Here is an 11,667-nt window from a genome sequence, read left to right as displayed (position 1 = left end):
AGCAACGCACTGATCTTGCGGTAGCCGTAGCGCCCGTACTTCTCGGCCAACGCCACGAGATCGGCTGTCAGCGCCTCTTCATCATCGCGGCCCCGCGGCACCTTGCGCTGTGTCGAGCGATGCTGTCCGAGCGCCCGACAGGCGCGGCGCTCGGAGATGTTCATCGTCAGCTGGATGTGCTCGACACAGGCGCGTCGGCGCGCAGGGCTCGAGACGTCTTCCCCGGGACGCCTCCTGCAAGATCAGCTTGTCCAGCGTCAAATCGGCGATGGCTTTTCGAAGCCGAGCATTCTCGGTCTCCAGACTCTTCATCCGTCGAACTTGATCCGACTTCAGGCCGCCAAACTCACGTCGCCACCGGTAGTACGTCACCGAACTCACACCGAGCGCGCGGATTGCATCGGCCACGCTCTGGCCCTGTGAAATCAGAACGTCCGCCTGACGTAGCTTCGCGACGATCTCCTCGGGCTTCGGGTGCTTTGCCATCTCGTCCGCCCTCCAGGCTCAAAAGCCATACCAAAGGGCGGACCACTTCAATGGGGGCTGACCAGCGAGCGGCTGAGTTGTCCGACCTCGTGCTGATCCCATCGCGCACGTCGTTGGCCGACATGGATGCCGTGCCGACCTCACACACGATGGCCAAGGGGCTGGGCAAGCTGAACTTCGTCATCTTCACTGATGTGGATGTGAGCGGTGCTAAGAAGGATGTGAAGGAGGCAGCTGCGGGGTTCGTCTCCCGTGGTATCCCGACCGGTCGCGAGCATGGTGCGCCCTTCATCTGTCACCGCAAGGGCTACAAGTCTTGCCTGATCGACGGCAGCACGATCCAGGAGATCGAGCCGAACGGAAAAGGGGCTGAGGAGATCGACGCTCTATTCCGATGGGTAGCAAAGCAGGTGGGCATCAAGGTGAAACGCAAGCGGACGGAGAAGCAGAATGGCTAAACGGCCAAGCCTGTCCGCCTCGTTTGTCGTCGGCGAGCAACCTATCTTGGACCCTACACCTCAACCTAAATCTACACCTCAAGTTCAAGGTTTAGGTAAACCTACACCTAAAGCGCGCGACCATCGCGAGAACCGGCAAGCCTTCACGGTGTGGCTGGACCGAAATCTCATTGCAAAGGTGCGTAGCCTGTCCCGCGAGCTGGTTGCCGAACACGGCCGGGCAGGTAACTCCATTGAGGCGCTGGTCACTGAAGCCATGCACGAAATTCTTGCAAAACACAGCCGGTAGCAGGGGGCGCGCCGTGATTAAGTGCGTAAGCTAGGTGCATCCTAGTGATGCGGTTGCCCGGTAAGAGGTGCGCCAGAGTTAGACTGACGTGCTACACGTTCCCGCTCCCGGCTGTGATCCGGTATTCCGCTCGGCCAACGTTGGTCCGGCGCTTTCAATTTGTCATCGCGCCGCTAGCTTCATTTGCAGCGAGCGGTTGAGGTCGATGGAGCGGTCAGCACACTTTATGGACATCACACCACTGCTCAACGATCAGCAAGAGGCTCTGGTCAAAGCCGCCGAAGAAGCGGTTTTGGAGCCATTGGCAGACTTTCCACATATCGAGCTGCGTTCAGGTGTGGAGCCGTGGGACAAGCGGCGCACCGCCGGCAAGATCCTACGTATCGAAATTCCTCATAAAGCTCATTCCGTTTCGAATGTTAGCGCGGATCGTCCAGACCCAGTGATGCTGATCGAGGCAGCACATGAGGGCCGGCAGTCGCACCTCATTCCTCTCCGCATCGCCCGCATGGCTTCCTCACCATTCGCTTTCCTGCGTGGGGCTGCCCAGGTTATGGCCTGGGACCTCGCTCATGGTCCTCGCACCGCAATCGATGTGGTTCTGAACGGGGACGCGCACATCTCGAATTTCGGCCTATTCGGGACGCCGCAGGGCGACGTAGTCCTTGATCTCAACGACTTCGATGAGGTGACGGTTGGACCGTGGGAGTGGGATCTCAAGCGGCTCTGTGCGAGCATCGAGGTGGCAGCTCGCGATGCTGAGGTACCCCCATCTGAGCGTCGGGAGGCGACGCTGAGCGCCGTGGCAGGCTACCAGCACACGATGAACGATCTTGCTCCTCGCGGATCGCTCGAAGTCTGGCAGTCCGCATCGCGAGCCGACGATCTTGTCTTCGCCGGGATCGAGATCGATGCACGCTCTCAAGCGGTCGTGACCAAGGCCGTTGAGAAGGCTCGGCGGAAGAATAATCAGAGTCTGCTGGCCCGCGTCGGGGAACGTCGTACAGACGGTGGCTGGCGGTTCCGCGAGGATGCGCCGATCCTCGTTCGGGTTGATGATGCGACGCGCGAAGCTGTGACGTCTGGGTTGGAACGCTATGCTGAGACGCTGCCGCGCGAGCGCCGGTTCATGCTGAACCGCTACCACGTGGTCGACGTCGCCCACCGCGTCGTCGGGGTCGGCAGCGTCGGGACCCGCGCCTACGTGGCGCTGCTCTGCGGCAACTCGGACCAGGACGTGCTCTTCCTCCAGGTGAAGGAGGCGGTGCGCCCGGCCCATGCCCCCTACCTGCCCGGCATGCCGGAGCCCTATGCCAGCCACGAGGGCGAGCGGGTGATCTACGGCCAGCGCCTGCTCCAGGGCGTCGGCGACCCGCTGCTCGGCTGGACCACGATCGCCGACCGCCCGTTCTACGTGCGGCAGATGAAGAACATGAAGGGCGAGATCCCAGTCTCTCGCATGACAGGTCGATCTCTTATGTACTTTTCCCACGCCTATGGTGCCCTGTTGGCCAAGGCCCATGCACGAACAGGGGATGCCTCAGCAATTGCAGGCTACTGCGGCCACGATGGCCGCGCCGACTTAAGGGAGGCGGTCGCTGATTGGTCTTCCGCCTACGGCGATCGAAACGCTGAGGACTATAAAGCTTTCCAAGACGCCATTGCATCGGGACGGCTTGAAGCGGCGGCCGATCCACATCTTTGACGTATCATGTGCGTGGTTGTGCGCGCTGCACGGAAGAGAGCGCAACCTGGTTAGGTACGAACCCGTTCGCGGTGATGCTGTGGCAGACTTAACGGGCGAAAGGCTGGTAGAAGTGGGTGTGCGGCGCTCAGCGTGATTTGCATTGGATGGCAGCTCTCATAGACACCGTATTGCGAGCGCCCGAACCTGCGACCTGCAAGGTGGGCTTCGATGCCCAGGTTTGGCAGAAGTCACTGTGCGGCACGCTCATCGGTTTGGATCAAAACAAGGGATCGTATCGTTCAATCCATAACCTGCTATGGCGGAATTGGGAGGAACGCATGAACGCAGCACCGGACGGCTCAGTCATCCAGCGTGAGGCACCGCGTCCCGACCTTCTCGCCTTCGAGATCAAGGACAAGATCACCAAGCCCGACATCGAGTGGATGTCCTCCGTGACCGATGCAGCCATGCAGGCGCACGGGAAGATCGACATGCTCATCATCATGTCGAACTACGAAGGGTCGGATCTCGGGGCGACGTTCGACGGCTATGCCGCAAGCGTGAAAGCGCGCTCGGTAGCGCACATTGAGCGCTACGTCGTTGTCGGTGCGCCAGCCATGGCGAAGGCGATGATCAACCTCTCCGGAATGATCATACCGGTCGAGACCAAGACCTTCGACCTTGAGGAAGAGCCAGCTGCTTGGGCTTGGCTCGCACAGGCTCAAACCACCCCATCCTGATACGCAAGGTCGTCGGATGGTCAGCCTGAGGGAGGGCGCACCTTTCCCCAAATCATCGTTTTTGTTGGTGCGAGCGTCGAGCGGTCGTGCCCTCTGGTGCTGAACCATGCCGAGGCGATCGATGCAACGCTCGACAAGTTGGATGGCCTTGGAAGCTCAAGCGTTGGCTGATCGGGTCGAGGTCCATCGAGCCGAACACGCTGCCATCATGGAAGCGTCCCGCGCGGTTGTCCGGGCGTCACGAGCGCTCGTCGAACGTGTCTCAGGCCGCGCCGTCACATCCCGCGGACTTTCAATGTCGCAATCCGCAGCGAAGAACAATGCGAAGTAGAGGCTCACAACTTAGAGCGTTTGCGTCTCAAAGGCGGTCGGGCGGTATTAGTTAGCAAGCTCACCCAGGAGCGTTGATGCGAGGAACAAGCTGTGCCGCAATATTTTACATTGCGGGCCGAGCATGGGTGCGACAATGATGCCGCACGCTAGATCAAGCCCCTCCGCCCGTTAGTTAGTCCGTCCCGGCGGCGTGAGGAGGTCGTGCAGCGAGCGCCTATGCCGATCTCTGTGGGAGAGCAGAAAGTTCGCTTCATCGAACCCAGAAAGATCGTGGAGCCCCCGTCCCGGAAGGCGACTATGAAGCAGCTATGCGAGTGATTGACGAGATGAAGCGTGCCAAGGCGCGTGTCTAGGGCTACTCAGAGCGCTCTTTAAAGTGGCGACTTCCCACTGGCTATCGATCCATCGACAGAAAGCGTTCCATAAACCGCGTCCCATCCCATAGCTCGACCCCGTGGCCATCTAAGAAGCCTCTAGCCACACGCTCTGCATCTAAGTCATTTCGCGCTTTGATAGGCACTATGCGAGTGACTTGCCCTTCGGATCCGAGCAGTAGAACCCGGTAATGAGATGGGACCGGCAGTTTGTCGAGGTCGGCAAATCCAAAGGGTTGCAAATTCATCGCCATCACGGCTCTCCATCCATGAGTGCGCGAGGGACCACATCGCTTGCTCGGATGAGAGGTTAAATAAAACCTAACGGCATTCGCCTAAATTTGATTGTTTTGAGCCGATTGCAACGAAAAAGGCACACCGGGTTAGGGCGCGCCAAGATCGTTGAGAACGGTCCATGGGACGAACCGCAGATAGGCCTATCACCGCGCTCAGAGATTAAGCGCTCAATTGATACATTTGCCCTTGAATTCGCTTTCCGCTGCCAATGCGCCCGCCGCGCGCTTAGACATGTGGACCCCGGCTTAGATGCCGGCATACCAAGCGTAGCCCTGATCCTCCCAGTAGCCGCCCTTGCCCTCGCCGATGCCGGCGAGGCTCTCGACCACCTCAATGCGCATCACGTACTTGGCTTGCTTGTAGCCGAGGTTGCGCTCCACCCGCAGGCGCAAGGGAGCGCCGTTGGCCACCGGCAGTTCCTTCCCGTTCATCTCGTAGGCGAGGATGCTCTGCGGATGAAATGCATCGACTAAGTCGATGCTCTCGTAGTACCGGATCGGCGATCCGCCACAGGCCGCGGCGCCCTCCGACGCCTGCTGGCCGCCGGAGTCCTTCCTGCTTTCCCCGCCGCCCGACTGCTTGGTCATGGCCGGGTTGGCGTTGCCAGCGGGGGCCACCTTTTCGGAGCCTTCATCCTGTGCGATGTCCGCCCCGCCGTCGTCCTCACCCTGGTCCATGGTGTCGGCGCAGTGGAACACCACGTAGCGCGCCTGCGGCTTCAGCTTGGCCCGGGTTAAGAGATCGGCAAGCGGTACGCCGGTCCACTTGCCGATGGCGCTCCAGCCTTCGACGCAATCGTGCCGGGTGACCTGGGTGCGGGACGGAAGCTTGCGCAGGTCGGCCAGCGACAGCTTGTAGGGCGCATCCACGAGGCCGCCGACCTCCAGGTGGTACTTGGCGAACTTACCCCTCGCCAGGGCCTTATAGGCCTTGTCCGGCGGGTCCTCAGTCCCGTTCGGCTTGAACACCAGCGAGATGTCGGCCTCGGCGAACTCGGGTGCCAGCGTCCGTTCGGTCAGCAGCAGGCGCTGGACGAACAGGTTGGCGTCCTCACCGGTCTTGAGCGTGCGTTTGAACCACCCCGCGTTGCCCAGCCGGTCGCACCCGCCGAGAATGGCCGCCGCGGCCATGGCGGAAGCTCCCGTTAGGAGAGCGCGTCGGGTCGGAAGGGGGCTCATGGCCGAGGCTCCACAGCGGCGACGACCGGCTCAACCTTCCGCTCGATCACGAACCAGCCGGTGAGCATGCCGCGCATGTTGTTCCAGAAGCCCGAGAGCAGGACGAGGGCGACGTGCACTACCACGAACAGGAACAGCAGGGCTGCCACGACGAAGTGGATCGTGCGGGCCGATTGCCGGCCGTCGAACAGCGTCAGCAGGAACGGGAACGCCGCGTCCATCGCGGGCGACATCGCTAAGCCCGCTAGGACTTGCACGGGCAGGAGCACAAAAAGCACGATGAGGTAGGTGAGCTTCTGGATGACGTTGTAGCGCTTGGCCTCGTCGCCCTGCGGGAAGCGCAGCGTCAGGTGTTCCCACATAGACGCGCCGAAATTCCGGATCTGATCGCGCGACGGGATCACCCGGAACCGGAGCTGACCGCTCAGCAGGCCGTAGAGCAGGTAGGCGAGGCCGTTCAGGACGAAGGCCCAGGCGAAGAAGAAGTGCCACGAGCGTCCGCCGGTAAGGTCCTGGTCGCTCGGCAGGGTCGCCCAGGACGGGAAGCCGCGGTCGGCCGCCTCGCCGTCGGCACCGGCCGAGGAGCCGAGCCAGCCGGTGGTCTCGAAGCCGTGGCCAAGCACGGTGGTCACGCCCTTGGGCGGATCGTCCTCGGTCGAGGCTACCGACATGAGCGGTTTGTCGAAGGTGGATGCCTTGCCCCAGTACAGGGCGGGATGGGCGTTAAAGATCTGCAGGCCGCTCATCAGCAGCACGAGGAGGCAGATCGCATTCAGCCAATGCGTGACGCGGATGACGACCGGGTGCCGGAACATCCAGCGTCGTGTCTCGACCTCGCCCGTGTCGGGGGCCGAGTGCGTTAGGTAGGTGCGTGGCAAACGGCCTCCGTTGGGACAATCCTCGGCAAAGGGGTGGAGGCCCCTGGATCGGGGCCTCCGGAGGCGCAGGGCGCCTCTAAATCACATGCCGCGCTTCATCATCATCCGCTTCTTCATCATCCGCTTCCGCATCATGCGCTTCTTCATCATCATCCGGTCGCCGTGCATCATGCGGACCTGGGTCACGCCGGTGTCGGACTGCAGGCCGTTGACGGCCATCGGGGCGGCCGATGCGGACCCAGCGGCCAGTGTCACGCCGCCGAGGGCGGCCAAGGCGGTGAAAGCGAGAGCGAAGTTTTTCATGCGGGATCTCCTATGGGGTGAACATATTATTCAACCGATAGGACAACAGCATTATTGTATTACTGTTCCTTATATCAAAAAACTAATTTTTCTATATTATGATGGTTTTACAATAAGCATCGCGCGCTCAGATAAAGTCTTGCGGCCTGGGCGCGATGATTTCGGACCATACCATTACGGCTCTGGTCAGCGAAAAGTTTCAGGACGCCTAGGCTCGGATGCCGCTGAATTAATTCTCGGCCTTGATCAAGTGGACACCATCGACCTGAGGATATCGTGGCCGCTCGCATCAGGGCTCACTTTTACACGGAAGGCGTACCATCGACCGCTTGCATGCGAAGGTCCGCTGATCGGGCGCTTTTGCCGACCTCAAGGATCGACGAACGGCTGCCTTCGGTGGATGGCGTAGAGTGGCTCCTACGGCGAGGTCGGATCGGATGCAGCACGTCCTCTTCGGGATGAAAGGTCAGAGTCCGCTCTCCATTCACAGGCGACTCGCCCGGTACCCGCAAAACTCTCAAGTTAGGAGAGGGTGGTGCAGGGCTGGACCAAGAAATAGCATTCCACAGGGGATGATGAAACATCCACGTCTGGTTCGCGTTCATCCCTCAATCGTACAGCATCGCTAGAAACACGCCTATAAGCGGAGTAGGTTTTCAAATGTCCTCCACACCCGCGCCTAGTGTCTCCAAAACGCATTTAGATATCCACGATCAGTTTGCGCATCAGGCGCTTGCCCAATACCTTGGAGTTACTGAGGAAAACATCAAGCGTGCAGTGCGAATGGTCGGCACTCGGATTTCAACGATCCGCGGATATTTCGGTCATTAGGTTGCTTCTGAGAGAAAAGAAGAAAGGGGCCGATGACGGTCCCTTTTTTATGACTTGAGAGGTTCCGGCTTTCGGCCGTCTGGCAGGATTTCCCGCAGGTGGTCATGGACCATTTCAGCCGAGAATGGCTTGTTCAGAAAGCGCACCCCATCAGGTAACTCACCGGGCTGCGGGCTGACCTGGCCGGAAGCAACGACAATCGTGATGTCCGGCCAGCGCCGTGATACTTCGCGCGCCAGGGCGAACCCGTCACGCGATCCGGGCATCTGTACGTCGGTGAAAAGAAGTGCGATCGAAGCATGATGCTCTTCAAGGATCGTAATAGCCCTATCGCCGTCTGCGGCTTCTAGGGTTCGAAATCCGGCCTCTTCAAGGATGTCGAGCACGTCCATGCGGATCAGCCCATCGTCATCAACAGCGAGGGCATAAGGGGCAGACGCGGTGCGATCCATGAGCACCAAATCCTTCCCGAGCGAACAAGGTCCCACCCCATCCTGAAATGGGCGTGAACAACTGTTATCTGGTCGAGAGGGGAAGCGCGCTCGGCATCACCGCCCCGCTACCATGTCGAGCAGCACGACGCCGGCCGCCGCGATCACGTTGCCCCTGCCGCCCCAGGGGAGGGCCGCGAGCATGGAAACTGCGTGCGGTGCGGTCACCTCGGGTGCAGCGATCTCGGACTCCTCCGCCTCACGGTCACTATCATTATTGCGCAGCCACACAACTTGGCTGCCGTGGTGGTTCTCGGGAGCGGCGAGGGCGGGTTCAGCGCCCCCACCGTCCTCGGCCTCTGCATCCCCGTCCATGCGATCGAGGATGGCGAGCAAGGCGTCGGCTGTGTCGAGGGCGGTTTGTGCCGCCCCCTCAATCAGGCTGCGGGTCTCGGCCGGCGAAAGAGCCGGCGGGACGTGTGGCACCCCTGCGCGCGGGCGGAAGGTAAGGACGTGGTTCATCGGTCAGACCTTCGCCCCTTGAGAACCCTCCAGGGGGGGCAAACTCCCCGCCCGGAGGGCGTCGCGGAATTGCCGCACGATCCGCAGCTCCGGCTCCTCATTGGTCGGATTGGGGTGGACCTCGCACGCGTCGTATGCGGCCACCGCGAGACACTTCAGGGCCATTCCCTGAACGGTGGACGCTTCAATGACGAGGGGGGCGACGGTTGCGGCGAAGCGCTTGGCGCTCTCGGTCGAGGCGACGACCGCGGCCTTGGCGCGGGTGAAGATGCGGCGGGCGTCTGCGGTCAGGCGGGGGTCGGCGCTGCGGCTGATGTGCGAGGCAGGGATGAGGTTGGCGTAGCGCATCAGGACTGATCTGTCCTTTTTCGATGGATCAATCTATAAGAGATTTTTTTGGCAGATCAAGCTCTTTTAGGCGCTCTTGTCGAATTTCGATGGTTTTGCCATATTGGCGACCATGATCTCCCCATCACAATGCCGGGCCGCGCGTGGCCTCCTGAACTGGACACAGGCGGACCTCGCTAAGGCGGCGAGTATCGGTGTCGTGACCGTGCGCCAGTTCGAGGTAGAGGGCGCAGTGCCACGTGCTGCCACCCTAACCGTGCTCACTCAGGCGCTCGAAGCCGCCGGTCTTGAGTTCATTCCCGAGAACGGCGGCGGCGCAGGCATCCGGTTCCGCGAGCGCAAGGCATGACCTCCTCGCCTAAGCGCCTATCCGAGGTCTCCCGCCTCGCTGGCCTCCTTGCCGATCAGGTGCTGGACGCGCAGATCTTCAGCCGGCCGATCCCGGACCAGCACATCCGAGCGCTCTTGGATGCCGCCCTGCTGCTCGGTGAGCACAGCATTCCGCTACCGGCCTTGCTGATGCAGATCGTTCACGAGGTCGACAAAGAGACAAGCCGGATGACGGATGCAGACGTAGTCGAGCAGGCTGAGGTGAAAGGGATGGCTTGGCTGCTTCGGCCCTTCCAGGGGCGGAAAGAGCCCTAGTGGCGCAGGGTTGGAACGATCGCGCCTAGATTGGTTTCCTTCCGGCAATACGATCCGGAGGAAACATGACCAAGCTTGCAACCCTTTCAGGCGCAGCCGCCATCCTAATGCTGACGGTTGGCGCATCTTTCGCCGCTCCGTGCGCGGTGGGTACGACCACCAACATGGCAGGCAAAGCATCCTCGGGCGATAAAAGCTCGATGACTGATGGCACGTCGTCCGCGAAGACGACCCCTGGCGCCAAAGCCGAGTCTCCCGGAACAGTCGGCGCGCTGAACAACGTCGGCGCCGGCACCAAGCCCACCGATGGTGAGAAGAAGCCCGCTGAGGGTCACGTGGTGAAGCCAGGCAGCAACGACTGCTGAAGCCCGGCCTGACGCGTACCCCGCGATTTGATGGCCCTGCAGGTTTTGGCTTGCAGGGTCATTTTTATGAACTGCCCTCGGTGTCATTTTCAAGAATGGGGGTCCGGCACTGGTTCCGGGAACGGAAGGAGTCAACGTTAGAAGGTTGAGCAAACCTCTATCAATTCACTGCCATCACCTCCTGCCGATAATCCAGTAACGCCAACGTGGTAACGCACTCAAATCTAATTTGAGTTTGTCAGAACTTATTAACCATGGCCCTGCATTCTAAATGCAGCCGCGAAAGTTGATAAGCTAATGAACACGCACCCTAAAGTTGTACGATCTAGTCCGACGATAGGTGGTATCTCGGCTAGTCTCGATCACACATTGGCAGCGATTGCCAGCCTCACTTCCGAGGTCAATCAGATCGCCGGCGACAAGACGCGCCGGATCCAGCAGATCACCGCGCAGGTCAGGATCCTGGCACTCAATGCGCTCATTGAGGCAGCCCGCGCAGGCGAGCAAGGGCGGGGCTTTTCCGTCGTTGCGCAAGAGGTTCGATCGATCGGAGCCGAGATCGATGGCGTGGCTCGCGAACTTGAGGCTCATCTGTCCGGCCGGATCGGCATGCTACAGCAGGCCGTCGAAGGAATGGCGCAGAAGGCCCAGGCCGAGCGCCTGACCGACTTGGCCTTGAATGCCGTCGAACTGATCGACCGCATACCTCTACGAACGCACCTGCGACGTGCGCTGGTGGGCGACGGACGCCGCTGTCGTCGATTGTGTGGCAAGTCCGAACGAGACGGCGGCTACATACGCCTGTGAGCGGTTAGGGGTCATTCTTTCCGCGTACACCGTTTACCTCGATCTCTGGCTTTGCGATCGGAACGGCATCGTCATCGCCAATGGCCGTCCCGATCGATACCCAGGTGTGCGCGGTCAAAGCGTCGCCAGCGAGCCTTGGTTTCAAAGCGCTATCGCGCTGCGCAGTGGCGACGACTACGTCAGCGCGAACGTACACCGTGAGAACCGCCTTGCCGGTGCTCAGGTCGCCACCTACGCAGCCAGCGTACGTGAAGGCGGCCGAGCCGATGGGCAGGTGCTCGGGGTGCTCGGCATCCATTTCGATTGGGAGCCGCAGGCCCGTGCGATCGTAGGAAGGGGTGCGTGTCGCTCCGGAGGATCGTGCGAGGACCCGCGTCTTGCTCGTCGATGCCAACCGCCGTGTCCTGGCAGCATCTGACGGTCAGGGTGTCCTCACTGAAGTGCTACCTCTGGATCCGAAGGGACAGGCCAGCGGAATTGTCCGGGACAGCCAGACGGGCTTGGTTACAGCCTTCCACCGGACGCCAGGTTACGAGACCTCCGGTTCCGATGGTGGCCACGTCGGCACGGTCGATCATCTCGATGGGCAGCGCATCAAGCTGACCCGCACTGACCCGGACGCGGAGGGCGTGCATCACTTCATCCATGTCGACTCGATAGACGCTGTCGAGAACGGTGAGGTGCGCTTGAACAGG

At 61.0% G+C, this 11,667-nt stretch carries 17 protein-coding genes and 1 pseudogene; 10 read left to right on the top strand and 8 right to left on the bottom strand.

The genetic code is table 11. The features are described from left to right. Window positions 1-486, bottom strand: a pseudogene (locus tag MKK60_RS03025) (transposase); the annotation flags it as partial. Between the two features lie 77 nt (window positions 487-563). Between MKK60_RS03025 and MKK60_RS03020 the strand changes: the two are divergent. The 4 genes from MKK60_RS03020 (at window position 564) to MKK60_RS03005 (ending at window position 3,660) form a co-directional block, all read left to right on the top strand. Next, on the top strand, window positions 564-944 hold the full coding sequence (locus MKK60_RS03020; RefSeq protein ID WP_243983894.1) for a hypothetical protein: 381 nt from the start codon (window positions 564-566) through the stop codon (window positions 942-944). Further along, window positions 937-1,233 carry a hypothetical protein gene (locus MKK60_RS03015; protein ID WP_243983893.1) on the top strand — a complete coding sequence of 99 codons (297 nt, stop codon included), beginning with the start codon at window positions 937-939 and terminating at the stop codon, window positions 1,231-1,233. Before MKK60_RS03020 ends, MKK60_RS03015 begins: the two co-directional genes overlap by 8 nt. Before the next feature lie 226 nt (window positions 1,234-1,459). Next, the gene (locus MKK60_RS03010) at window positions 1,460-2,938 is read left to right on the top strand and encodes a DUF2252 domain-containing protein (RefSeq protein ID WP_243983892.1); all 1,479 of its coding nucleotides are present in this window, start codon (window positions 1,460-1,462) and stop codon (window positions 2,936-2,938) included. A 146-nt stretch (window positions 2,939-3,084) separates the two neighbouring features. Further along, entirely contained in the window at window positions 3,085-3,660 is a 576-nt protein-coding gene (locus MKK60_RS03005; protein WP_243983891.1) for an STAS/SEC14 domain-containing protein, read from the top strand. 1,249 nt (window positions 3,661-4,909) lie between these two features. Here the strand turns inward: MKK60_RS03005 and MKK60_RS03000 are convergent. The 3 genes from MKK60_RS03000 to MKK60_RS02990 all read right to left on the bottom strand — a co-directional run bounded on the left by MKK60_RS03000 (window position 4,910) and on the right by MKK60_RS02990 (window position 7,023). Continuing rightward, window positions 4,910-5,794: a molybdopterin-binding protein gene (locus tag MKK60_RS03000; protein ID WP_409567356.1), complete on the bottom strand. Its 885-nt coding sequence runs from the start codon at window positions 5,792-5,794 to the stop codon at window positions 4,910-4,912. Window positions 5,795-5,838: 44 nt separating this feature from the next. After that, window positions 5,839-6,657, bottom strand: coding sequence for a cytochrome b/b6 domain-containing protein (locus MKK60_RS02995; protein WP_243983897.1), 819 nt, complete (start codon window positions 6,655-6,657; stop codon window positions 5,839-5,841). A 144-nt stretch (window positions 6,658-6,801) separates the two neighbouring features. Next, a complete protein-coding gene (locus tag MKK60_RS02990; RefSeq protein ID WP_243983889.1) occupies window positions 6,802-7,023 on the bottom strand; it encodes a hypothetical protein in 222 nt (73 codons plus the stop codon). A 660-nt stretch (window positions 7,024-7,683) separates the two neighbouring features. On the opposite strand from MKK60_RS02990, the gene MKK60_RS28630 reads away from it, so the two are divergent. Beyond that, window positions 7,684-7,854: a DUF3606 domain-containing protein gene (locus MKK60_RS28630; RefSeq protein WP_409567355.1), complete on the top strand. Its 171-nt coding sequence runs from the start codon at window positions 7,684-7,686 to the stop codon at window positions 7,852-7,854. 47 nt (window positions 7,855-7,901) lie between these two features. Here MKK60_RS28630 and MKK60_RS02985 read toward each other — a convergent pair whose 3' ends face one another. From MKK60_RS02985 to MKK60_RS02975, 3 genes are all read right to left on the bottom strand, one after another. Next, window positions 7,902-8,306, bottom strand: a complete 405-nt coding sequence (locus MKK60_RS02985) for a response regulator (RefSeq protein ID WP_243983888.1) — start codon at window positions 8,304-8,306, stop codon at window positions 7,902-7,904. A gap of 96 nt (window positions 8,307-8,402) precedes the next feature. Continuing rightward, window positions 8,403-8,807, bottom strand: coding sequence for a hypothetical protein (locus tag MKK60_RS02980; protein ID WP_243983887.1), 405 nt, complete (start codon window positions 8,805-8,807; stop codon window positions 8,403-8,405). A gap of 3 nt (window positions 8,808-8,810) precedes the next feature. Then, a complete protein-coding gene (locus MKK60_RS02975) occupies window positions 8,811-9,155 on the bottom strand; it encodes a hypothetical protein (RefSeq protein WP_243983886.1) in 345 nt (114 codons plus the stop codon). A 112-nt stretch (window positions 9,156-9,267) separates the two neighbouring features. On the opposite strand from MKK60_RS02975, the gene MKK60_RS02970 reads away from it, so the two are divergent. From MKK60_RS02970 to MKK60_RS02955, 4 genes are all read left to right on the top strand, one after another. Then, window positions 9,268-9,504, top strand: a complete 237-nt coding sequence (locus MKK60_RS02970; RefSeq protein WP_243983896.1) for a helix-turn-helix domain-containing protein — start codon at window positions 9,268-9,270, stop codon at window positions 9,502-9,504. Then, on the top strand, window positions 9,501-9,800 hold the full coding sequence (locus MKK60_RS02965) for a hypothetical protein (protein WP_243983885.1): 300 nt from the start codon (window positions 9,501-9,503) through the stop codon (window positions 9,798-9,800). Before MKK60_RS02970 ends, MKK60_RS02965 begins: the two co-directional genes overlap by 4 nt. A gap of 65 nt (window positions 9,801-9,865) precedes the next feature. Next, a complete protein-coding gene (locus MKK60_RS02960; protein ID WP_243983884.1) occupies window positions 9,866-10,165 on the top strand; it encodes a hypothetical protein in 300 nt (99 codons plus the stop codon). Window positions 10,166-10,534: 369 nt separating this feature from the next. Then, a complete protein-coding gene (locus MKK60_RS02955; protein ID WP_279603951.1) occupies window positions 10,535-10,972 on the top strand; it encodes a methyl-accepting chemotaxis protein in 438 nt (145 codons plus the stop codon). A gap of 4 nt (window positions 10,973-10,976) precedes the next feature. Here MKK60_RS02955 and MKK60_RS02950 read toward each other — a convergent pair whose 3' ends face one another. Further along, on the bottom strand, window positions 10,977-11,270 hold the full coding sequence (locus MKK60_RS02950; protein ID WP_243983882.1) for a hypothetical protein: 294 nt from the start codon (window positions 11,268-11,270) through the stop codon (window positions 10,977-10,979). A gap of 202 nt (window positions 11,271-11,472) precedes the next feature. On the opposite strand from MKK60_RS02950, the gene MKK60_RS02945 reads away from it, so the two are divergent. After that, the coding region (locus MKK60_RS02945) for a DUF2171 domain-containing protein (protein ID WP_243983895.1) at window positions 11,473-11,667 on the top strand (195 nt) is incomplete at its 3' end.

The sequence above is a fragment of the Methylobacterium sp. J-092 genome, assembly GCF_022829325.1.
Classification (GTDB): domain Bacteria; phylum Pseudomonadota; class Alphaproteobacteria; order Rhizobiales; family Beijerinckiaceae; genus Methylobacterium.
The sequence above is the reverse complement of the archived record's forward strand: the minus strand, read 5'-3'. Positions and strand labels throughout refer to the sequence as shown.